General features: G+C 61.9%; 19 protein-coding genes. All 19 read right to left on the bottom strand.

What is annotated here, in order from left to right; all coding sequences use genetic code 11:
• Positions 1–122: 122 nt before the first annotated feature.
• Positions 123–1,835, bottom strand: a complete 1,713-nt coding sequence (locus tag IBX53_RS07990; protein WP_290907658.1) for a methyl-accepting chemotaxis protein — start codon at positions 1,833–1,835, stop codon at positions 123–125.
• A 102-nt stretch (positions 1,836–1,937) separates the two neighbouring features.
• Complete coding sequence (locus IBX53_RS07985) at positions 1,938–2,999, bottom strand: chemotaxis response regulator protein-glutamate methylesterase (RefSeq protein ID WP_290907654.1); 1,062 nt, start codon at positions 2,997–2,999, stop codon at positions 1,938–1,940.
• Positions 3,000–3,152: 153 nt separating this feature from the next.
• On the bottom strand, positions 3,153–3,962 hold the full coding sequence (locus IBX53_RS07980) for a CheR family methyltransferase (protein ID WP_290907651.1): 810 nt from the start codon (positions 3,960–3,962) through the stop codon (positions 3,153–3,155).
• A 56-nt stretch (positions 3,963–4,018) separates the two neighbouring features.
• A complete protein-coding gene (locus IBX53_RS07975) occupies positions 4,019–6,211 on the bottom strand; it encodes a PAS domain-containing methyl-accepting chemotaxis protein (protein ID WP_290907648.1) in 2,193 nt (730 codons plus the stop codon).
• Between the two features lie 86 nt (positions 6,212–6,297).
• The gene (locus tag IBX53_RS07970) at positions 6,298–7,500 is read right to left on the bottom strand and encodes a methyl-accepting chemotaxis protein (RefSeq protein WP_290907645.1); all 1,203 of its coding nucleotides are present in this window, start codon (positions 7,498–7,500) and stop codon (positions 6,298–6,300) included.
• A gap of 297 nt (positions 7,501–7,797) precedes the next feature.
• Entirely contained in the window at positions 7,798–8,295 is a 498-nt protein-coding gene (locus IBX53_RS07965; RefSeq protein ID WP_290907642.1) for a chemotaxis protein CheW, read from the bottom strand.
• Positions 8,292–10,352 (bottom strand): chemotaxis protein CheA, encoded by a 2,061-nt coding sequence (gene cheA, locus IBX53_RS07960; protein WP_290907640.1) that lies wholly within the window; start codon positions 10,350–10,352, stop codon positions 8,292–8,294. Before cheA ends, IBX53_RS07965 begins: the two co-directional genes overlap by 4 nt.
• Positions 10,353–10,370: 18 nt before the next feature.
• A complete protein-coding gene (motB, locus tag IBX53_RS07955) occupies positions 10,371–11,339 on the bottom strand; it encodes a flagellar motor protein MotB (RefSeq protein ID WP_290907637.1) in 969 nt (322 codons plus the stop codon).
• Entirely contained in the window at positions 11,336–12,208 is an 873-nt protein-coding gene (gene motA / locus IBX53_RS07950) for a flagellar motor stator protein MotA (protein ID WP_290907634.1), read from the bottom strand. The genes motB and motA overlap by 4 nt, the downstream gene beginning before the upstream one ends.
• 192 nt (positions 12,209–12,400) lie before the next feature.
• Complete coding sequence (gene flhC / locus IBX53_RS07945; RefSeq protein WP_290907631.1) at positions 12,401–12,964, bottom strand: flagellar transcriptional regulator FlhC; 564 nt, start codon at positions 12,962–12,964, stop codon at positions 12,401–12,403.
• A 3-nt stretch (positions 12,965–12,967) separates the two neighbouring features.
• Positions 12,968–13,300, bottom strand: coding sequence for a flagellar transcriptional regulator FlhD (flhD, locus tag IBX53_RS07940; protein WP_290907629.1), 333 nt, complete (start codon positions 13,298–13,300; stop codon positions 12,968–12,970).
• 352 nt (positions 13,301–13,652) lie between these two features.
• The gene (locus IBX53_RS07935) at positions 13,653–13,931 is read right to left on the bottom strand and encodes an EscU/YscU/HrcU family type III secretion system export apparatus switch protein (protein ID WP_290907626.1); all 279 of its coding nucleotides are present in this window, start codon (positions 13,929–13,931) and stop codon (positions 13,653–13,655) included.
• Positions 13,924–15,081 carry a flagellar hook-length control protein FliK gene (locus tag IBX53_RS07930; RefSeq protein ID WP_290907624.1) on the bottom strand — a complete coding sequence of 386 codons (1,158 nt, stop codon included), beginning with the start codon at positions 15,079–15,081 and terminating at the stop codon, positions 13,924–13,926. The genes IBX53_RS07935 and IBX53_RS07930 overlap by 8 nt, the downstream gene beginning before the upstream one ends.
• A complete protein-coding gene (gene fliT / locus IBX53_RS07925) occupies positions 15,078–15,491 on the bottom strand; it encodes a flagellar protein FliT (RefSeq protein ID WP_290907621.1) in 414 nt (137 codons plus the stop codon). The genes IBX53_RS07930 and fliT overlap by 4 nt, the downstream gene beginning before the upstream one ends.
• A gap of 2 nt (positions 15,492–15,493) precedes the next feature.
• On the bottom strand, positions 15,494–15,925 hold the full coding sequence (gene fliS / locus IBX53_RS07920; protein WP_290907618.1) for a flagellar export chaperone FliS: 432 nt from the start codon (positions 15,923–15,925) through the stop codon (positions 15,494–15,496).
• A 179-nt stretch (positions 15,926–16,104) separates the two neighbouring features.
• Positions 16,105–17,787: an HD domain-containing phosphohydrolase gene (locus tag IBX53_RS07915; protein WP_290907615.1), complete on the bottom strand. Its 1,683-nt coding sequence runs from the start codon at positions 17,785–17,787 to the stop codon at positions 16,105–16,107.
• Between the two features lie 181 nt (positions 17,788–17,968).
• Entirely contained in the window at positions 17,969–18,199 is a 231-nt protein-coding gene (locus IBX53_RS07910) for a DUF2835 domain-containing protein (RefSeq protein WP_290907612.1), read from the bottom strand.
• A gap of 2 nt (positions 18,200–18,201) precedes the next feature.
• The gene (locus IBX53_RS07905) at positions 18,202–20,148 is read right to left on the bottom strand and encodes a diguanylate cyclase (protein WP_290907610.1); all 1,947 of its coding nucleotides are present in this window, start codon (positions 20,146–20,148) and stop codon (positions 18,202–18,204) included.
• 44 nt (positions 20,149–20,192) lie between these two features.
• Positions 20,193–21,161 carry an ABC transporter substrate-binding protein gene (locus tag IBX53_RS07900; protein ID WP_290907606.1) on the bottom strand — a complete coding sequence of 323 codons (969 nt, stop codon included), beginning with the start codon at positions 21,159–21,161 and terminating at the stop codon, positions 20,193–20,195.
• Between the last annotated feature and the right edge of the window lie 197 nt (positions 21,162–21,358).

The raw sequence follows: 21,358 nt of genomic DNA, 5'->3' as shown, positions 1-21,358 counted from the left end.
GCAATTACAAAGAACGTGACGCACCCACTAGTCCACTAGTCCACTAGTCCACTAGAGAGTGCGTCACGCTGCTCGCTACCATAACCTCTCACAGCCACAACACAAGATGACGACACAGGCGATCAGAACTCCTGCCAATCATCCTCAGAGGCACCGCCCTTGCGATCACTCTTCTGCGTCGAGGACAAGCGCAGGGCGGCATTACTGCCAGGCAGCGAACCCTGCTCGGAGCGTGTTGAAGTGGAGTTGATGGTCAACGAGGCGCGGCCTTCCACATTGCCAGAGATACGGAACACCGCCATCACCTGCTCCATTTTTTCCGCTTGTTCCTCCAGCGAGGCAGCTGCCGCAGAGGCTTGCTGCACCAACGCCGCGTTCTGCTGAGTCACCTGATCCATCTGCCCCACCGCCTGGGTAATCTGATCGATGCCGGCACTCTGCTCCTGTGAAGCCGAGGAGATTTCATCCATGATGTCAGTCACGCGACGCACGGCAGCCACGATCTCACGCATGGTATCACCCGCCTGCTCCACCAGCGTGGCACCCTCCTGCACCTGGTTGACCGAACCATCAATCAAGGTGCGAATTTCCTTGGCAGCGTCGGCACTACGACTGGCCAGATTGCGCACCTCGCCCGCCACCACCGCAAACCCGCGACCCTGCTCACCGGCACGGGCCGCCTCTACTGAAGCATTCAGTGCCAGAATGTTGGTCTGGAAGGCGATAGAATCGATCACACCGATGATATCGGCAATCTTGCGTGAACTGTCGGTGATGCCATGCATGGTGGTCACCACCCGCTCCACCACTTCACCACCCTTCGATGCGGTACCGGAGGCGTCGAGAGCCAGGCGGCTAGCCTGACGCGCATTGTCAGCGTTTTGCTTAACTGTGGCAGTCATCTGCTCCATGCTGGAGGAGGTTTCTTCCAAAGAGGCTGCCTGCTGTTCGGTGCGAGATGAGAGATCCGCGTTACCCAGTGCAATTTCACGGCTTCCGTGATGAATCGAGTTGCTGCTTGATCTCACCTCGCCGACGATGCGATTAAGGTTCTCCTGCATGTCACGCATGGCACTGAACAGCCTTGACATCTCGTTACGTCCATCGACCGCAATCTGGCGTGTCAGATCGGCCTTTGCAATCGACTCGAGGTTATCCACCGCAAGATTCAGCGGGCGAATCACGATATTGCGTAACCCCGCGTAAATCATCACTACCTGGCCCGCAAAAATAATCAGTAAGACCAGGCCGATCAGTGAAATGGTATCAGTGTGGGCATCATAACGCTCAACCAGAGCTTCCGACTGATCGAACCCGTCCCGAATAAAGTTCGTCAAGAGATCATTATAGACATCGTCTTGCTTTTCGACCCTGTAGCGCAGCTCTCTATTAGCGGCGATATCACCCCGACTTACGGCAGCGATCTGCTGGCGCATTAACTCAACAGTGGCGGCAAACTCCCGCTGAATCTGCTCGCTAATTTCGATATTCTCAGGCGCTTTGGGCGATTCATAGAAAACCCCAAAGCGCCGCTCTGCCCGGCGCAGCCGGTCCTCGGCATTTTCAAGGAACTCGGGAACGCGGGCATCCTGTCCATCACTCAAATAGTAACTACCCAACTCAAGGTTGACGCGCCCATCCTTCAAGAGGGCATCGGCGCGGTTGAGCTGGCTCATCTGATCGCCGGCCAGGTCTTGGAGATCGTGTAGCGACTGCTCCGCATAGCGATCGCTGTACACTGCAAGAGCAGCAATCAACACCAGGATGATCACAAAGCTGGTCAAGACAGAGACCATAAGGGCATGAATACTTATATTACGTAGCGAGATCGACATTCTAGTGCTTCCTATTCAGACCAAAGATCAGGGTCAAGTATTTTCTTGCAACCATTCTTCGAAGCTCGGCCAGGCAGATCACCATCAAGCACGCTGCTCATGTCAAACACGCTGCGCACGTCCAGACGCGGCCACCAGCTCCAGCATTCGTGGCGCAATGGCATCCAGCGACACCACCTCCATAGCCCCCCCCATGGCAATCGCCTCGCGCGGCATACCAAACACCACACAGCTGGCTTCATCCTGGGCGATGGTTTGCGCGCCGGCCTGGCGCATCTCCAGAAGCCCTGCAGCACCATCCTTGCCCATGCCGGTCAACAGCACGCCGACGGCGTTCTTTCCTGCCTGTTTGGCCGCAGAATGGAACAGCACGTCCACAGAAGGGCGGTGGCGGTTCACCGGCGAACCATCATCAAGGTGAACGACATAGTTGGCCCCACTGCGGGCCAGAATGAGATGGAAGTCTCCCGGGGCAATATAGGCATGGCCAGGAAGTACACGCTCTCCATGCTCCGCTTCCTTCACGCTGATTTGACACAGCCGATCCAGGCGCTCGGCGAAGGAACGGGTAAAGCCCCCAGGCATGTGCTGAGTAATGAGAATCCCCGGGCTGTTAGCGGGCAGTGGCTCCAGCACGGTGCGGATGGCTTCTGTGCCACCCGTGGAGGCTCCAATGATGATCAGCTTCTCACTTGATACAAACGGGGCCTTGAGTTGCGCAGGTGGTGGAGCATCGCGGCGTCTTTTCACACGAGGATGCGAGCGTGCAGCCGCCCGTATCTTGTCGGCGATTTCCTCGGCATATTCCAGCATTCCACCACGTATTCCCATGGAAGGCTTGGCTACGAAATCAACCGCCCCAAGCTCCAATGCGCGCAACGTTACCTCAGAACCTGCCTGGGTCAAGGATGACACCATCAGCACCGGCATGGGCCGCAGGCGCATGAGACGCTCCAGGAAATCGAGGCCGTCCATGCGCGGCATTTCAACGTCCAGCGTCAGAACCTCAGGGTTATGCCGCTTGATCAGGTCGCGGGCCACCAGGGGATCGGGGGCCACCGCTACCACCTCCATGTCGTGCTGGCTATTGATGATCTCACTTAGCAGGTCGCGGATCAGCGCCGAGTCATCTACGCATAGAACTTTTATCGTGGCCGCACTCAAAGGCAAGCCTCCTCTCTTTCGGTATGACGCCGCACGCCTGAAACACTGCAACATCAAGGCACTCATTCGTTTATCGGCCTGCGGTGGGAACACTTTAGCCGCAAAGGTGCTAGCCGCAATCGCGCCGGTGCAAAGGAGACAGGCGCACCTGGCTCACGCCAGGGTATAGACTGTCTGCCCCCGCAACCGGAAGGAATTGGTGATATAGGTGAAGTTTTCCGAATGGCCAGCGAATAGCAGGCCGTCTGGCTTGAGTAAAGGGGCGAAGCGCTCCAGTATGCGCGCCTGGGTCTCCTTGTCGAAGTAGATCATCACGTTGCGACAGAAGATCGCATCGAAGGGGCCCTTGAGCGACCAATGGGGGGCAAGCAGGTTGAGAGGCTGGAACTCCACCATCGACCGTAATTCCGTTCGCACCCGCGCCAGGCCTGCCTGGCTGCCAGTACCGCGCTGGAAGAAGCGCCGGGTACGAGCCTCCTCCAGCTTGCGCACCTGCTCCAGCGGGTAGATACCGGCTCGTGCCCGCTCAAGCGCCTCGGTATCGATATCAGTGCCGACCACCCGGGCATCGGCACCCGACGAGCCCAGCGTCTCGGCGAGCGTCATGGCGATCGAGTAGGGTTCCTCGCCGGTGGAGGCCGCAGCACTCCAGATCCGAATCGGCCCAGCGCGTCTGCGTACGTGCTCCGACAGCATAGGAAAGTGGTGAGCCTCACGGAAGAAGGCGGTCAGGTTGGTAGTCAGGGCATTCGTGAAGGCCTCCCACTCCTTCGCATCGGGCTGGCGCTCCAGACGCGCCAGGTAATCACTGAAACGGGTCATGCCGTGGTGACGCATTCGCTTGGCGAGGCGGCTATAGACCATCTCGCGCTTGTGCTCCGCCAGCACAATGCCGGCGCGCCGGTAGATCAGCTCGCGAATACGAGTGAAGTCGGCATTGGTCATCTCCAGGTCTCTTTCCATGGCCCCGATCGATGACCACCCACCGGTGGAGAACGCCGGCTTTTCGCTAGGCTCGCTCAAAACTCCTCCCATTCACCGACTTCTTTGGCCGGTTGGCGTGCCACCACTCCCTTAGCTTCGGCATTGGCGGCGGGCACACCCTTGGAAGCGTCGGGCTTTCGGCGTTCCCCCCCGCGGGCGTTGAACGGCCCTTGCTCTTTCGCCAGTCTCGGTATCTGCTCCATGCCTGCACCGCGGGAGCGGAAAGCCGTCACGGCGATCGCCAGCTGAACAGCCTGGCGTTCCAGCTCCATGGCCGCCCGCGCCGTGGCCTGGACCCGTTCGGCATTCTGCTGGGTGACCTGGTCCATTTCGGTGATGGCCTGGTTTATCTGGGTGATACCGCCACTCTGCTCCTCCGAGGCCGAGGAGATCTCAGCCATGATGTCGTTGACCCGAGTCGTGGCTGTGACCACCGCCTCAATGGCAGATTCAGCCTGCTTGACCACCGCAGCGCCATCACCAATCTCCCTCGATGAGCCATCGATCAGCGCGCGGATCTCCTTGGCAGCATCGGCACTGCGACCTGCCAGGTTGCGCACCTCTCCGGCCACGACGGCAAAGCCACGGCCCTGTTCGCCGGCCCTCGCCGCCTCGACCGAGGCATTGAGTGCCAGAATGTTGGTCTGGAAGGCGATGGAATCGATGACGTCAATGATCTCTGCCATCTTCTTGGAACTCGCCGTAATCCGCCCCATGGTGGAAACCACCTGGTGCATCAGCTCGCCGGTCTCACGCACCCGGGTGGCATTCTCGGTAGCAAGGCCGCTTGCCTGACGCGCGTTCTCGGTGTTCTGCTCTACGGTGGTGGTCATCTCCTCCATGCTTGATGCCGTCTCCTGCAGCGCGGCGGCCTGCTGCTCGGTACGCGAGGAAAGGTCGTCGTTGCCCACCGCGATGTCTCGGGCCGCGGGAGTCACCACCTTAACGCCGTTATAGACATCACCCACAATGCTGCCCAGGCTCTTGCGCATCACATCCAGCGCCTCAAGCAGGCGCCCCATCTCGTCACTGCGCCGCTCGTGTGCTCTTGCCGACAGGTTACCGCCAGCAATCTGTATGGTGAATTCTATGGCCTGATTGATCGGCCTGATCACCGCGCGCACCAGCAAGGTGCCAAGCAGCACCAGCAGCAGCAAGCCAAGGATCAGCACGCCGAGCTGGATCATCAACAACTGCTGCTGGCCCGCTTCTGCAGTGGTGGCCATGGCATGGGCCGCAAGACGTTCGCGCTGGATCAGCGCGTTGATGGACAGGTTCAGCTGCGCCGCGGTCTCGAACAGCGCGGACACGTCATTGTTGAGGGCCACCATGGCATCGAACGCCTCACCCGTCAGCGAACCCGCCACTGGCAGCAGCCCTTCCTGAAGGTAACTGTGCAGTGCTTCACCGAAGGCGCGAGTCTCGGGCGCCTGGTTCACTTCCCGGTCAATAAAATCCGACCAGATAGCTTCTGCCCGCTCAATGGTCTGCTCCAGACCCGCCGCCAGTTCGTGACGGAAGTCGAGCAGCGCGATGGCGTCCATCGTGGTCAGGCTTTGGGGCGCCTCGCTGACCAGTTGGCCGATCTGCTGAAGGCGCACGACATCCTCGAGCCCATCGCGGTTCAGTTCGGCCAGCTGTTCCCCAGAAACCTTGAGGCCATAAAGCCCGATCCCACCACTGACCACCAGCAACAAAACGGCCAGGCTGACCATCGAAGCAATACGTGCTCGCACACTGCTCAGGTCAATGCGTGCCAGGGCCCCAAAAACTCCACGGCGGGTAATACGCCCCCTGACCAGCTTGAGATGCCCGCCTTTCCCTTCTCGTATCCGCGCATAGGCCGCCTCGGCATGATCAATCGCCTGGCGGGTCGCCTTGACGCGCAATGAGGCATAACCCACGACAATGCCATCCTCGACAATCGGCGTGACACTGGCATCAACCCAGTAGTGGTCGCCGCTCTTGCGGCGGTTCTTGACCAGGCCACGCCAGGTCTCACCCTCCGCCAGGGTCTCCCAAAAGTTGGCAAAGGCCTCCGGTGGCATGTCCGGGTGGCGCACCATGTTGTGTGGCGAGCCGAGCAGCTCCTCGCGGGAGAATCCACTCACTATGATAAAAGCCGGGTTGGCATAAGTGATCCTACCCTTGAGATCGGTCCGTGAGATCAGAAAGTCTTCATCTGAAAGCTCGAACTCTTGCCCGGTGACTGGCTGATTATTGCGCATCGATTGCTCCCTTTGGCGACTTCAAGCGCCGCTCTATCATCTGGTTGTCTTGTGGATCGGCGGCTAGTGCCCGGGGATAGCACGGCTCATGTCGCCACATTCAGTTGCGGGGCCTGAAGCCTGCCCCTTGTCGCGCGGGGCGACACCCTAAACCCGGCCACTGCAGTGGTCAGTCGCTCAACCTCAGCCTCCACCTGATTCGACGTCGATGCGGCCTGCTGTACCAGGCCTGAATTCTGCTGCGTCACCTGATCCATCTGGGCCACTGCCAAGTTCACCTGGTCGATGCCATGACTCTGCTCGGCAGAGGCGGCAGCGATCTCGTCCATGATGTTGGTCACCTTCTGCACGGCAGCGACGATTTCCTTGATGGTCTCACCCGCACGCTCGACACGCTGGTTGCCTATCTCTGCTCGGGCCACCGAGGCCTCGATCAGCCCGCGGATCTCTCGGGAGGCATCCGCCGAACGCCCGGCCAGGTTGCGTACCTCGCCGGCCACCACGGCAAAGCCGCGGCCCTGCTCGCCAGCCCGAGCCGCCTCCACCGAAGCATTGAGCGCCAGGATATTAGTCTGGAAAGCAATCGAATCGATCACCTTGATGATCTCGGTGATCTGCCGGGAGCTCTGGCTGATCTCGTGCATGGTGTTGACCGCCTCGCCGACCACCTGGCCTCCATCGCAGGCCATGCGAGAGGCCTGCTCTGCCAGTTGGTTGGCATGACGAGCGTTGTCGGCGTTCTGCCTTACCGTGGCAGAAAGCTGCTCCATGCTGGAAGCGGTTTCCTGCTGGGCCGCTGCCTGTTGCTCGGTGCGCGCCGAGAGGTCGTTATTGCCACTGGCTAGATTATGACAACCCAGGTAGATAGCATCGCTGCTCTCACGCACCATGCCCACCATGTAAGAAAGGTTCTTCTGCATGGTATCCAACCCCGCATAGAGCCGACCGATTTCATTATTGCCCAGATACTCAATGGTTTCCGACAGGTCACCCTTGGCCATGCTGTCGAAATGGTCGACTAGCTGCGACAACGGCTGCAGTACATTGACGGTAACCCCCCAAATCACCACCAGGGTGGTCAACACCGCCGCCACCAGTACGCCGAAAATACCCAATCGCAGCATTCCGGAAAGCTCGACGAATGCCTGCTGATGCCTGACCCCGGCCTCGCCGGCATAAGGTGCAAGTTCGGCCATGGCCGCGCCGGCTTCGTTCAGGATATGCAGCCCAAGGCCGATCAGGACAAGAATCAGTAAGAAAAAGGTCGCCAGAATCAGAACCCAGCTCATTCTCACTGTCATATTGGCGAAGAGTCGCTGTAAAAATCGCTTCACACTTCCACCTTGTGTATACCGTGGATAGGCCTGACCGACCGAGATTTTCCGCGAGCGCACGGCATATATCGGAAGCTACTCCCATGACGCAATGGCATATTATCGACGATGCCGTTTGATGCCAGCCATACTGGAGCCAGTAAGGGCCGGCTCCTTCGGCACTCATGGAACAACGAAGGAAGTTGCCGACAACCATATTATCGGCAGGCCACCGGGGCGACTTGAGACCGGCGGCCCACCTTCGGCGTGAGGTCAATCGGCAACTTTCTCTACCAGCGCCATCTCCTGACTAGTCAGCAGTTTGTCAATGTCCACCAGCACCAGCATCCGGTCATCCAGGCTACCCAGGCCGCTCAGAAAGTCGGAGGAAAGGGTTACCCCAAACTCCGGGGCTGGTTTGATCTGCTCCGGGGTGAGGGTCATCACATCGGAAACACCATCCACCACGATGCCGACAATGCGGTCGGCGACATTGACGACGATCACCACTGTCTGGCCGCCGTACTCCACACTATCGAGGTGAAACTTGATACGTAGATCGACGATAGGCACGATCACACCGCGCAGGTTGGTGACCCCCTTGATGAAGTCAGGAGCATTGGCGATACGGGTCACATTCTCGTAACCTCGGATCTCCTGAACCTTAAGGATATCGACGGCGTACTCCTCCTCGCCCAGAGAAAACACCAGGAACTCGCGGTTATGGGCTTCAGCTTCCGCCATGGCGGCATTAGCATTCAGGGTTGTCATTGGCTATCTCCTTGCACACTGAAGAGCTGTTCATCATTGGTGGGCAGGCGGCTCGGGCGGCGGGCCTCCCGCTTGGATCTGTCCAGGCGATGCAGGCCGGCGATATCCAGAATAAGCGCCACACTGCCATCGCCAAGAATGGTCGCCGCAGAGATGCCGGGAACCTTGCGATAGTTGGTCTCGAGGTTCTTCACTACCACCTGCTGCTGGCCGACCAGGTCGTCCACCAGCAGCGCATAGCGGCGGCCTTCGCCCTGCACAATCACCGCTATGGTCTCGGTGAGCTCAGTGCGCGCGCCCTGTACATCCAGTGCTTCATGAACCGCCACCACTGGCAGATACTCATCACGCACCTTGAGCACCACGTCGTCGCCGGCCATGGCATAGCAATCCTCGCGGGCAGGCTGCAGCGACTCCAGCACCGTGGAAAGCGGCAGGATAAAGACCTCCTGACCCACCTTGATCAGCATGCCATCGAGAATCGCCAGGGTCAGCGGCAGCACAATGCGGATCGTGGTTCCCTCGCCACGTCGCGACATGATCTGCACGTGGCCTCCCATGCCCTGAATATTCCGCCTGACCACATCCATACCCACACCGCGACCAGAAACGTCCGTTACCTCCTTGGCGGTAGAGAAGCCGGGAGCGAAGATCAGTTGCCACACCTCATCGTCAGCCATGTTGTCAGAGACAGGCAGGCCATTTTCCCTCGCCTTGGCGAGCAACTTATCGCGGTCAAGCCCGGCACCATCATCGATCACCTCGATGATGATATTACCGCCCTGATGACGGGCTGAAAGGATCAGTCGGCCAGTACGCGGTTTGCCCGCCGCATCGCGCTCCTCAGGCGGCTCGATACCATGATCGAGGCTGTTGCGCACCAGATGGGTGAGCGGGTCGATGATTCGCTCTGTCAGGCTCTTGTCGAGTTCGGTGGACTCCCCCTCGGTAACGAGCTCGATCTCCTTGCCGAGCTTGGCGGAGGTCTCGCGTACCACCCGCGGGAAACGGCTGAACACGAAATCCATGGGAATCATGCGTATCGACATCACCGCTTCCTGAAGATCCCGGGCGTTGCGCTGCAGCAGGCTCATACCGTTGAGCAGCGACCCAGTGCCCACGCCTTCAAGCTCACTCACGGTCTGGTCCAGCATCGACTGAGTAATGATCAGCTCGCCCACCAGATTGATGATCTGGTCGACCTTGTCTACCGAGACGCGGATCGAGGTGGACTCGGCGCTGCCCTTCGAGGCGGACTTGGTTCGAGAGGGAGTCTTGGGTGTCTCGGGGGCCGGGGGGGTGGCAGTTGCGACGGTCGTTGCCGGCTGCTTAGCGGCAGGAGCGCCGGACGGGGCGCCGGGCTCGTCAGGAGTGGCCAGCAGTTGCACCGCCACCTGCTCTGGATCGATGATGAAACACATCACTGCCTCGATATCCTCGGCGCTTGCGGTGGTCTCCAATACCACCTCGTAACGCGCCGAGTCGCCAGCCTGGTCCTTTACCTCTCCCAACTGGCCGAGCTCTTCTACCAGTAGCACACGGTTCTCTTCGCTCACCCCCAGCAAGGCTACCACCAGGCAACCACTTAGACCGGGCGCAGACTCCCAGTTCGACTCGCGCGTCGTCGCGGTATCGTGTTGGGTATCGTCGCCGGCATGTTGACCCAAGCCGATTTCTTCAAGCGCCAGCTGTTCCAGGATAGCGCAGATACGCTCGAAGGCTTCCTGGTCGGGTTCGTCGCCGTTGCGGTAAGCATCCAACTGATCGTTGAGCATATCCTTGGTTTCCAGGAAGGTATCGACGATATCCCGGCGCAGGGTCAACTCACCCTTGCGGGTGTGATCCAGCAGATTCTCGAACAGGTGGGTCGTCTTCTGCAGCACATCGAAGCCGAATGTCCCCGCACCGCCCTTGATCGAGTGGGCTGCCCGGAAGATGGCATTGAGATGTTCAGGATCCGGCGCCTCAACGTCGAGCTCCAGGAGGAGGCGCTCCATATCCGCCAGCAGCTCGGAGGCTTCCTCGAAGAAGGTGTCAAAGAAATCGGTGATATCCATCTCGTGTCCTTCAGCTTGTTATGGCATACCGGGAGTGCCAGCCTCGCTGCCCAGCGCCTGCCGCAGACTCTGCTGGAAGGCCTCCACAGGCGCCAGGTCAGCCCTGCCCACTGGGCGAGGCACCAGTGAAGGCATGGGGGAGCCATTGATGAGGGAAGGGACGCGAATCTGCTCGCTCACGTCCGGAAACAGCAGCAGCAGCTCGATACGCCGGTTGGCAGGATCCTGCGGATCGAGGTCCGGTAGCGGCACACGATCAGCGAAGCCAGAGACGCGCAGCAGCTTGCCGGAGTCGAAGCCGCCGGCCACCAGCTCACGGCGGGAGGCGTTGGCGCGATCGCTGGAGAGCTCCCAGTTGCTGTAGCCGCGATAGCCCCCGGCGAAGGGGGTGCTGTCGGTGTGGCCGCCGATGCTCAGGTCGTTGTCCAGATCGTTGAGCAGCGGCGCCATGGTGCGCAGCAGGCTGCGCATGTAGGGCGCGACCCGATCACTGCCCACGTCGAACATCGGGCGCTGATCGGTATCCAGCAGTTGGATGCGCAGCCCCTCACGGGTCATGTCGAAGCGCAGCTGGCTGCGCAGATGGCGCAGCTCGGGATCTTGCTGGAGCGCCGACTCGATGCGCCGCTGCAGGTCGCTAAAGAAGGAGCGCTGCACATCGCTGGGGCGGGTCTGGGCCCGCATGTCGATCCGCGCTTGCTCGCCCTCTGAGTGCACCGGATCCGGGCCGCCGCCGGGTATCACGCTGCGGGTCTGGGCGCTGCCGTCCCCACCCGTGATGGCCGCCACCAGCGGGGTGCGAAAGTACTCCCCCACCCCCTCACGCTGCTCGGGGCTTGCCGTCGAGAGTATCCACATTACCAGGAAGAGCGCCATCAGGGCGGTCATGAAGTCGGCCAGGGCAATCTTCCAGCTACCCCCGTGGCGCTGATGGACGACCTTCTTGCGGCGAATGATGATCGGGCGCCGCCCGCCTGCCGCGCTCATGCGCTACCCGGGCCCGACTTGGCGTTGCGCACGTGCTCCTCCAGCTCGCTGAACCCGGGTCGGTCGGCGCTGTGCAGGGCCTTGCGGCCGAACTCCACCGCCAGTTGCGGCGCGTATCCGTGCAGGCTGGCCAACAGGGTGACCCGCATGCACTGCAACACCTTTTCGGCCTCCTTGGCCTGGCGCTCGATGCGACTGGCCAGGGGGTTGATGAAGCCGTAACCCATCAGGATACCCAGGAAGGTGCCGACCAGGGCATGGGCGATCATCTGGCCCATCTCGTCGGGCCCGGCATCGGCGGTGCTCAGCGCCTTCACCACCCCCAGCACCGCCGCGACAATGCCGAAGGCCGGCATGGCATCACCTACCTTGGCGATGGCGTCGGCCGGAATATGCACCTCGGCCTCGAAGGCCTCGATCTCGTGGAGCATCAGCTCATCGAGCTCCATGGGCTCCATGCTGCCGCTCACCATCAGGCGCAGGTAGTCGGTGAGGAAGTTCATGATCATCGGGTCGGAAAGCACCCGAGGATGCTCGTTGAACAGGGCGCTCTCCTGGGGATTGTCGATATCCCGCTCGATGCCCAGCATGCCCTCGCGGCGAATCTTGGACAGTAGCTTGTACTGCAGGGCCATCAGCTCCATGTAGAGCGCCTTGTCGTACTTGGCGGAGCGCCGCAGGCGGGGAAAGATGCGAAAGGTTGCCTTGATCGCCTTGCCGTTGTTGGCGGCGATGAAGGCACCGACGCCCGCGCCACCGATCATCAGCAGCTCAGTAGGCTGGAATATCGGCCCGAGGCTGCCGCCGGCCAGCACGAAGCCGCCGAACACGCAGAGAATGACAACGATATATCCAAGAGGTATCAGCACTGCCCAGTTCCTTCACTCAGCCCGTCGTCCGTACCGGCCCGGTCTTGCCACCCGCGGTGGAGCAACCGAAACGTCGTAATAGTCTTATCGGCCTCCCGGCCGGGGACTTGAGACATGCCAACAAAAAACCGCGCGACTCGATGAAAGCGCGCGGTCAGACGTGGGGGGTAGCGCCGTTCAGGCGCCGGTGTGTCAGGAGACTCGGCGAACCGCGGCAGGGGGTTCGGCACCGGCCTTCTGGCGCTTGCGGGTCTTGCCCGCCCGAGAGGGGGGCTGGCAGATGCCGCACACATAGTCATGAGCAGGGCTGTGGGCATGGGCCACGAAGTGACCGGCACAGCGGGTGCACTCGGAGAGCTGCAGCAGATCGCTCTCGAAGAAACGCACCAGGGTCCAGGCACGGGTCAGGCCAAGCACCGTCTCGGCGCCATCCAGCTTCACCTGCTCCTGATAGAGCCGAAAGGCCGTGACGAAGGCCTCTATCCGCTCGCAGCCCTGATCTTCCCGCAGCCGCAGGTAGATGTTGTAGAACAGCGAGGAGTGAATATTGGGCAGCCAGGTAATGAACCAGTCGGCGGAAAACGGCAGCATCCCCTTGGGGGGCGACATGCCGCGCACCTCCTTGTAGAGGCGAATCAGCTTGGCACGGCTGATCCCGGTCTCGGTCTCCAGCACCTGCAGGCGAGCGCCGAGCTCGATCAGCTCGATGGCCAGCTGCACCTGCTGCATTTCATCGACAAGACTCTTCTGGGACATGACTCAGGCCCCCTCGCCGGTCGCCAGCGACAGGCGCGTACGCGAGGCCATCAGCAGGGAGGCATGGAAGCGGTCCTGGCCCTGGTCGCGGGGATTGCCCACGATCTGGCGGAGCTGATCCGCGCTGCCATGGCCGAAATGACAGAGCAGCTGATTGGTGCGCGCCAAACGCGCGAGCTGTCGAGAGCTCAGCGACAGCAGCAGATCTGCCATCTCCTTGTCGATCTTGAGACGGAACATGGCCGCGACGCGATCGGCAAGCAGCATGCGCTGCGCCAGCAGCAGGTAGGCGAGATTGATCTCCTCGATCTCATCCAGCAGGTCGGTATGTTGCATGGTTCCCTACGCCAAGTTGTTGCCGCGCCAGGGGGTTGTCGCGGCTTTTTTTCTTGTCGCCCACCTCTTGCGCCCAGGAGTGTGTACATGGACCGGCAGGCTTGACGGTTTTTCAGCGCCCGTCGGTGCGGACACTGTTCCTTACGTATGGTGACGATTCTGGGGAAATATGGCGGGGATGCAATACGTCAGCAAATTGCGAAACAATGACGGAACGTTGACCTTGATCCATGCACAAAAAAAGATGATGAAAATCATCCCACTGGGATGAGACATTTCATACTGTGTCAGTTTGGCAACAAGCTTACTTTAGTTTTTTACTTTATGATAACAATTATATATAAAAGTTAACTCAATTTATTGGCTCATCGACCAGCTCCCTGACCCACACCAGCAGCTCGGCGATCACCTGGTAGAGCGAAGGGGGGATTCGCTCGTCAAGATCCAGCCCCATCAGCAGCCCGACCAGCTCCGGGGCATCGTGAACATGAATACCCTGGCGCTGCGCTTCGGCCATGATCCGCTCGGCGAGCTCGCCGTAGCCCTTGGCGACCACCCGCGGCGCATCATCGCCCTCCCGGTAGGCCAGGGCCACGGCCCGGCGTCGTGGCCCTCCCTCGCGCTCAACCATGCAATGCCTCCGCGAGCAGGCGCACCCTCACCTCCTCCAGCCCCAACGCCGACAGCCTGCCTTCGAGCCGGTCGAGCCCTCGCGCCAGCGTCTCGCGAACGTCTGGCTCAGGGGCCGAGAGGCCAAGATCGAGTCGCGCCCCCTTGAGCCACAGCGATACCTGCACCTCGCCGAACCCCGCTACCTGCAGCGTCATGTCGCTGCGCCACGCCTCCTGCTCCTCGCCCTCCTGGCGCTGCTCCTGATCGGAAGGCGAATCCCGCTCGGACACGGGCACCTGCATTACCAGCGCCATGAAGAGCCCCGTCCAGACATCGCCCTCCCAGCGCAGCACCGGTGTCACCAGCATCTCCAGCTGCTGGCGCACGACCCCCTGCAGGCTCTCCTGCACAGGCTCCCTAACGGCAGGCAGAGAGACCGGCGCCGCCCCTTCGCGACCAGGCATGGAGAGATCACGCTCCGAGGGTTGTGCCCCACTAGCTGGTGTCAGTGGCGACACAAGCTCACGGATGAGCGACGGCGACGCCGGCTCGAAGGCCAGGAAGCGCAGGCTTGAGGCGTCACTGACTATCACCTGGTTTGGCAGCCCCGCCTGACCAACACCCGGCGCGGGTGCCGCCGGCACAACGCTCTGAGGGCGCAAGAGGTTCTGTGGCTCGCGCAGCAGCTGTTCCCGAGGCATCTCACCACGATACCAACGGTTCAAATGGGATTCATAGAAGAGCCCGCTGTCGCGCACACTGAGCTGGAGCCGCTCGGCCGTTAGCGCAGGGGTAGCCGGCTCCGAGGTTGCCACCAGGGGGGCCGCGGGCCTCAGCGCCGATGGCGGCGCCGGGAAGCGCAGCAGCACATCGGCAATGGAGCGTGCCGCAGAGGTGAAGTGGGTCTGGGTAGACGCTGGTGCCGATAGGTCTCCACCAGTGCGCGCCACGGGGGGCACTGCCCCTTCCCGACCGGGGCGGTAGGTGTCCACGACCAGTGAGGAGCGTGCCCTGGCATCCAGTCGCGAATCGCTGTGCAGGGCGCGGGGCGCATCGGAGGGAGAGATCGGCCGAACTGGCTCATTGAGCTCACGGGCCGTAGGAAAATCCACTCGCTTCCCCAGCACCTGGTGCAGCAGGGTATCGATGAGCGGATTGATCCCGCTCACGGCAGCCTCTTGGCGAAGCGCTGCTCAGCCTGGATAGTAACCGCCTCCCCCTGTTGGGGGCCATAGGCCCGCGAAAGGGCGAGCTGCCTGCGCGAGCTGCCGATCAGCTGACGGAGCTCCTCGCGACGCTCGATCAGACGCTGACGAATCTCGAGGTTCTGCTCAAGGATGCTTTCGAGCAGAGCGGCCTTGCGGTCGGCACACTGGCCTTCAAGGGGCTGTTCAGCGTCCAGCCGCTTTAGCCGATCCACCTGAACCACATACTGGAGTTCCTGTTCCACCAGGCTGTCCCAGTCGGCGGAGCGCACCGAGGCGAGCATCTGCGTTGAGTTAGCGAGCAGCGACTCGTAAGCGCTCAGCAAAGCATTCTGGCGGATGCCTTCATCTCCCGGAGGTAACATAGACGGCATGGTCACTCCCTGCCCGGCTGGCTGCCGAGCTGTCCGCCGATTTCCCGCCAGGCAGAGGCCACATCCTCGAGCAGCGACTCGGCCTGGTCCAGACTTTTTTCGTCATTATGCAGGTTCGCGGCCAGAAGCAGGCGGGAGACGTAGTCATAGAGGGAGGCAAGCCGAGATGCCACCTCCCCGCCCTTCTCCTCGTCGAGTGCGGCTATCAGGCCGTTGTTGACGATATCAAGCGCCTTGGATATCGCCATACCCTTCTCGGCGACGTTGCCCGACTGCATGTGGATGCGGGCAGCACGCATCGAAGCAAGAGCCCCATCGAAGAGCATCACGATCAACTGATGGGGACTGGCGGAAATGACCCCGCTCTCAACCCCGACCCTGGCATAGGCACCAGCCCCGCGCTTGTAAGCCGAAGTCCCGGAATAACTGCTCATGAATGGCTCCTTCAGGAAACCTGATGATAGTGACAATTATGACAGGCAAGGCGCGAGATATTTCGGCGAAAAGCCCAGTAATTGAGGGTTATTTTCAATTATCGGCAACAACTGAAACGACTTGAGAGGCCCACGCAGAAGTTGAGAGGCCCACGCAGGCGTATAAAGAGGGGGCTGACTCATACTGAGACCGGGACCTCCTCGACCGGGCCACCGAGTTTCGCCAGCCGCTCGCCCCGCAGCATCTCACCCAGGCCCTCGCCCGGCGGCTCGATCGCCTCGGTCAGCTGCACCTGTGCTGGGCGTCCCTGACCATCCAGCCGCTGGACCCACCCCAACTCCCCGCCGGGGAATCGCACCAGCGAGCCGATGGGCAGCAGGCCGAAATACTTGATGTAGCGTTTCACCCAGGGTTGATCGAAACGTTCGGGATGGCCGAGCAGGTAACGATAGATAGCGCTGATCTTCCAAGCCGGACGATCAGGGCGATCGCGTCTCATGGCCTCCACCACATCCACGATACTGGCAAGCCGGGTCAGCTCACCAAGCCGCCCGCCCGTAAGTCTTGCCGGATAACCGCTGCCGTCGAGGCGCTCGTTGATGCGCACCACCACCGCATCGACCACGCTGGCGGCCAGCCACTGGCACGGCGCCAATCGCGGCTCGAGCAGCGCCACGTGTGTCTGCAACTCGGCCCGCTGGGTTTCATTGAGGGCAGTCGCATCCAGCAGCCCTTCCGGCAGCAGCGCCTTGCCCAGGTCATGCACCATGGCGCAGGCTAACAGCGCCTTGCGCACGCCGCGCGGCATATTACCCACCGTGGCCAGGTCGACCAGGTGCACGGCCACCCCCAGCCCATGCCTCACCAGCAATGGTTCGCGGTTCAGGCAGCGCGTGGCAAACAACAGCGCCTCGCGATCCTCGTCATGCAGCGCTAGTAATCGGTCGGCATAACGGGAGAGCTGCACCGAGTCGAGGGAGCGACCATCCTTGAGCTCCATCAACTGGGCATCAAGATAGCCGGCGATTCTCGCCAACCGCCGGGCCATGGGTGTAGCGTAATGCTGCACATTGCGCCGGCTCACCGGCGCCTGGGCGGCGGCATCATTCTGGAACAGCAGCGAGGGCAGCAGGGATACATCGGTGACGTTGGCCTGCCGCGCCGCCTCGCGTTCGATCTCTCGCACGAAGTGCCACAGCTGTCGCTCCTGGTCACCGTTGACGCCCGCGAACTGGAAGCCGACGCGCACCAACTGGCGTTCGGCATCCGCCACGCGGTGACGAGGGTTGGCCGCCACCACGAAACGGGTGCCATTGGGAAAGCAGAGCTCGATCTCCAGGGGCAGCGGCGAAGCGAGCCGGCTGGCCGCGGCCAGGGGGAGCTCCAGTTGGCACCCCTCCAGAGACAGGTCCTTGAGATCCCCCTGCACTGGGGGCTCGTCACCGCTGCCACGCAGGATGGCGCCCACCTCCATACCCAGCCTCAGCCTGGCACGGAAGGTTTCGCGTCGCTGCAGCACTTCAAGGCTGGTCGGGTAGGGGCAGCGGCAGACCATTCGGCCGCCCGCTTCTTGGCACTCTTCCACGACGAGCGGCGGCGTGCGCAGAATCTGCAGGCGCGACTGCCCCAGCAGGCGGAACGCGGCACCACGCTTGAGCTCACTCGCCGCCTCGCGGATGGCGCTGATATCCAGTAACAGGAACTTGCCGGGCACCTGCTCGGTGACCAGCACCGGCAGCGGGTTGCTGTCGTCGGCGTCGAATTTTAGCGAGGCCCCGCCCGGCTGGCTGAGGCTCTCCAGCAAGGCTTCCATCTCGACGGGTGCGGTGACCCGGTTGTACTGTTCCTGCGCGTCTGTCATTGCTGCCTCTTGCACCCCTGGACGATCCACCCAACGGAAATCGGTCTGTCCCAATCATCGGCCCTGGGAACAGGAACTTGAGCGGCGCTGACAACTTCTGCCAAGCAGTTGATGCAAGGTCGACACGCGCACGGTTAGGCGAAAGCTAGGTGAAGGAAACGCGAAAAGGCCAAGTCTTGCCTCATGGCCCGTCCCGCAGTCGCTCGATCGCCTGGAAGCGCCCCTCCGCCGAGAAGCGCAGCCGGAAAACGCCGTGCACCCCGTGCCGGGTCACCACTCGGCGCAAAGCCTCGGCAGGGAAGATCACCCGCCGGCCATCCAGGCTGCGGGTATGGACCTGGCCCGCCCGCCCCTCGTAGTGGGCCAGGCAGGCATCGGGTGAGAGCTCGATGATCACGTCGACCACGGGCATGATTACGACGCCTGGCGGTGCAACGGGGCGGGAATGCCATCTCGTGCCGGCTCGAACCTCTCGTAGCGGTTCTTGCCCCCGCGCTTGGCGCGATACATGGCCTGGTCGGCCTGGCGCATCAGCTGGTCGGCATCCAGCTCCTCGCCGGCCGGGTAAAAAGCCACGCCCATGCTGGCCGAGACCTCGAGCCGCTGGCCATCGATCTCGACCGGAGCTGCCACCCTGTGCAGCAGGCGCTCCAGCACCGGCAAGCTGGCCTCCTCGGAGGCCAGCTCGACCAGCACAGCCACGAACTCGTCGCCCCCCAGGCGGGCCAGGGTGTCGGTCTCACGCAACTCCGCCTGCATACGGCGCCCCAGCTCGATCAACAGGCGGTCCCCCATATCGTGGCCGTGAGTGTCGTTAACCGCCTTGAACCCATCCAGGTCGATGAACACCAGCGCCATATACTGCTGATGCCGTCTTGCCGCGGCCATGGCCTGGCGGATGCGGTCGGCCAGCAGGGGGCGGGTGGGCAGCCCCGTCAAGGCATCATAGTGGGCGAGATGCTCCAGCTCCTGCTGATGCGCCTTGAGCGCGGTAATATCGGCGATCAGGGCCACGAAATGGCTCACTTTGCCGCTTTCGTCGCGCACCGCACTGATGGTGAGCCGCTGGGGATAAAGGCGCCCACTCCGGTGGCGATCCCAGATCTCGCCCTCCCAGTAACCGCTGTCGAGCAACACGTTCCACAGCTTGGCGTAGAACGTTGCGTCATGGCGGCCCGAGCGGAGCAAGCTCGTAGGCTGCCCAATGGCCTCCTCGCGCGAGTAGCCGGTGATCTCGCTGAAAGCCGGATTCACCTCGATAATTAGAGCCTCTGGCGAGGTGATCATGATGCCCTCATGGGCATGGCTGAAGACGCTAGCCGCCAACCGCATCTGCTCGCGCTGCCGCTGGAGTTTACGGTTGCGGCGCATCAGCAACACCAGCAGCATGCCCACCACCAGCAAGACGACCAGCAGCGCCAGCAGATCGAGGCGGTGCTGCTCCCAGATGTCCCCCCAGGTGATCGACGTCGACTGATCAAAAGGCGGCAAACGCAAACTGCGCGCCAGGTTATCCACGGGCAGGTAATCCATGGGCGGGGCGAAGCCCGCAATCTCCCCCGCCTGGGCCACGGGGTGGTCTGGCGTCAGGGCGAACAGGGCCGTGGCGATGCGCTGGACGGTGGCCCGCTCGACCTGTGGCAGGGCGATCAGCGGCCACTCGGGGTAAAGCCGGGTCGACACCACGAAGGGAAAGCCCGCCAGTTGCTGAGGGTTGAGCACCTTGAGCTGGGTGATGTCGAGCTTGTCCTCCCGGGAGCGTCTCTCCAACAGACCGGTACGCACGAAGCCGGCATCCGCTCGCCCTTCCAGCACGGCGTTGACCACCTCATCGTGATTACCCACCTCCAGCAGCGCGAGATCTTGCGTCGGCGAGAGCCCGAGCTGTTTCAACTCATAAGCCTGGGTCTGGTAGCCCCCCAGAAAACGCTTGCCGGGTATCGCCACCCTACGCTTCTTGAGGTCACGAAGGCTGGAGATATCATCACGATCCGCCCGGGTGATCACCACACCCCCCAGGGCGCTGACCTCCTGGCCATGCTCCAGACGAATCAGCGTGGCCAGAGCGCCGGTAAGAGCGTTTTGACTGCGCACCATCAGGTAGTGGCTAGGGTTGGTCATCAGCAGGTCAATCTGGCGGTTAGCGATGGCGTTATCGATCTCGTCCAGGCCCATCAGCTGCAGTGTGATGCGAGCCTCGGGCAACTGAGCGTCCAGGTAGTCCGCCAGTGGCTGGTAGCGCTCAATCATCAACGCCGGCTCGCGGTAGGCGAAAACCGCTAGCACCAGGTCTTGCTCGGCCTTCAACTGGGTTTCTAACTGAGCCTGAGCCTGAGGCACCAGCGCGGCAAGCGATACCATGAGGGTGCCAAGCCCACGACATAAGCAGAGACACAGAAGCCGCTTCATGACCGCGGCGTCCGTGGCAGGTAACGATCTTCCACGAGGCCCTTCAGGGGGTCGGGCTCAGCCAGCAAGCCGCTGGCGACCATCACCTCGTTTAGCCCTGCTGCCGCCGACAGAAGCCGCCCATCGGGGGCCAAATAGCCGCGGTTGCCCACCGCGTTGGGAAGCTCCAGGCCGGCATAGGAGGCGCGCACCTCATCGAAGCTCAGCCCGCGCAAGGCGCCAATGCGGCGCATGGCATCTTCGCGGTTGACCGCTAGGTGCTTTAGGCCAAGAAAGTGAGCCGCCAGCAGCGCCTCGAGCTGGCCGCTGCGCCCGCGCAGGCGATCACGCCGCACCGCCAGTACGTCGAGAATCAAGTCGGGAAAGTGGCGGCTGTCGTAGAGCGAGTGCGCGCCCTCGCGCATCAGCTGGGTGGCGGTCGGCTCGTAGGTTACCGCGGCATCGATCTCGCCCCGGCGCCAGGCGTCCAGATGCCGGTCCGGTGGCAGGTCGAGGACCTCAAGCTGATCGGCACTTAACTCGGCCGCTTCCAGCAGCTTGTTGAGCACCAGGCTGCCCACGGCGCTGCGCTCCACGGCGATGCGCGCACCGGCCAGCCCCGCCAGCGAGGTGATCTCTGGCCGGGCCAGCACCCTGTCGGCGCCCACCGAGTCGTCGAACACCAGCACCACAGTGAGCGGCAGCCCCTCGGCGCGAGCCGTGAGCACTTCGTCCAAAGTCAGCGCGGCCCCATCGAGTTCGCCACGCCTCAGCCCGGCCAGGGACTCCCCGGCAGTGGCGCCTCTCTGAAGAACCACGCCCTTGGGTAACCAGCCAAACTCACGGGCCAGGTAGAGCGGCTCGTAGCCCGGCCAAGGGTGAATACCTATCGCCAAGTCATCCTGCAAGGAGCAGCCCGGCAGCCAGAATGCCATGCTGGCCACCCCGGCCAGCATGGCAAGGCACTCTCGACGCTCCCTATCCATTCACGAACCTCCAACCATGATGTTAAGTAAAACGCCCAGCTACCCAGCAGTGAATGGCCAGGTCGTGAATGGCCAGGCCGTGAAAGGCAAAGTAAACCGAAAGGCCTTGGCTGACGTACATTGGCAACACACCAGCCACACTCACCAACCACACTCACCAACCACACTCACCAGCCACACTTACCAGCAACAAAAGG

The sequence above is a fragment of the Halomonas sp. genome (genome assembly GCF_014859505.1).
In the GTDB taxonomy this organism is placed as follows: Bacteria; Pseudomonadota; Gammaproteobacteria; order Pseudomonadales; family Halomonadaceae; genus Halomonas.
This window is presented reverse-complemented; position numbering and strand designations above follow the sequence as displayed.

Bases quoted from the DNA above. Each gene is read 5' to 3' on its own strand.
- IBX53_RS07990 (WP_290907658.1), bottom strand. From the start codon at position 1,835: ATGTCGATCTCGCTACGTAATATAAGTATTCATGCCCTTATGGTCTCT.
- IBX53_RS07980 (WP_290907651.1), bottom strand. From the start codon at position 3,962: ATGGAAAGAGACCTGGAGATGACCAATGCCGACTTCACTCGTATTCGC.
- IBX53_RS07975 (WP_290907648.1), bottom strand. From the start codon at position 6,211: ATGCGCAATAATCAGCCAGTCACCGGGCAAGAGTTCGAGCTTTCAGAT.
- IBX53_RS07970 (WP_290907645.1), bottom strand. From the start codon at position 7,500: ATGAGCTGGGTTCTGATTCTGGCGACCTTTTTCTTACTGATTCTTGTC.
- IBX53_RS07965 (WP_290907642.1), bottom strand. From the start codon at position 8,295: ATGACAACCCTGAATGCTAATGCCGCCATGGCGGAAGCTGAAGCCCAT.
- cheA (WP_290907640.1), bottom strand. From the start codon at position 10,352: ATGGATATCACCGATTTCTTTGACACCTTCTTCGAGGAAGCCTCCGAG.
- motB (WP_290907637.1), bottom strand. From the start codon at position 11,339: ATGAGCGCGGCAGGCGGGCGGCGCCCGATCATCATTCGCCGCAAGAAG.
- flhC (WP_290907631.1), bottom strand. From the start codon at position 12,964: ATGTCCCAGAAGAGTCTTGTCGATGAAATGCAGCAGGTGCAGCTGGCC.
- flhD (WP_290907629.1), bottom strand. From the start codon at position 13,300: ATGCAACATACCGACCTGCTGGATGAGATCGAGGAGATCAATCTCGCC.
- IBX53_RS07935 (WP_290907626.1), bottom strand. From the start codon at position 13,931: ATGGTTGAGCGCGAGGGAGGGCCACGACGCCGGGCCGTGGCCCTGGCC.
- fliT (WP_290907621.1), bottom strand. From the start codon at position 15,491: ATGCCGTCTATGTTACCTCCGGGAGATGAAGGCATCCGCCAGAATGCT.
- fliS (WP_290907618.1), bottom strand. From the start codon at position 15,925: ATGAGCAGTTATTCCGGGACTTCGGCTTACAAGCGCGGGGCTGGTGCC.
- IBX53_RS07915 (WP_290907615.1), bottom strand. From the start codon at position 17,787: ATGACAGACGCGCAGGAACAGTACAACCGGGTCACCGCACCCGTCGAG.
- IBX53_RS07910 (WP_290907612.1), bottom strand. From the start codon at position 18,199: ATGCCCGTGGTCGACGTGATCATCGAGCTCTCACCCGATGCCTGCCTG.
- IBX53_RS07905 (WP_290907610.1), bottom strand. From the start codon at position 20,148: ATGGTATCGCTTGCCGCGCTGGTGCCTCAGGCTCAGGCTCAGTTAGAA.
- IBX53_RS07900 (WP_290907606.1), bottom strand. From the start codon at position 21,161: ATGGATAGGGAGCGTCGAGAGTGCCTTGCCATGCTGGCCGGGGTGGCC.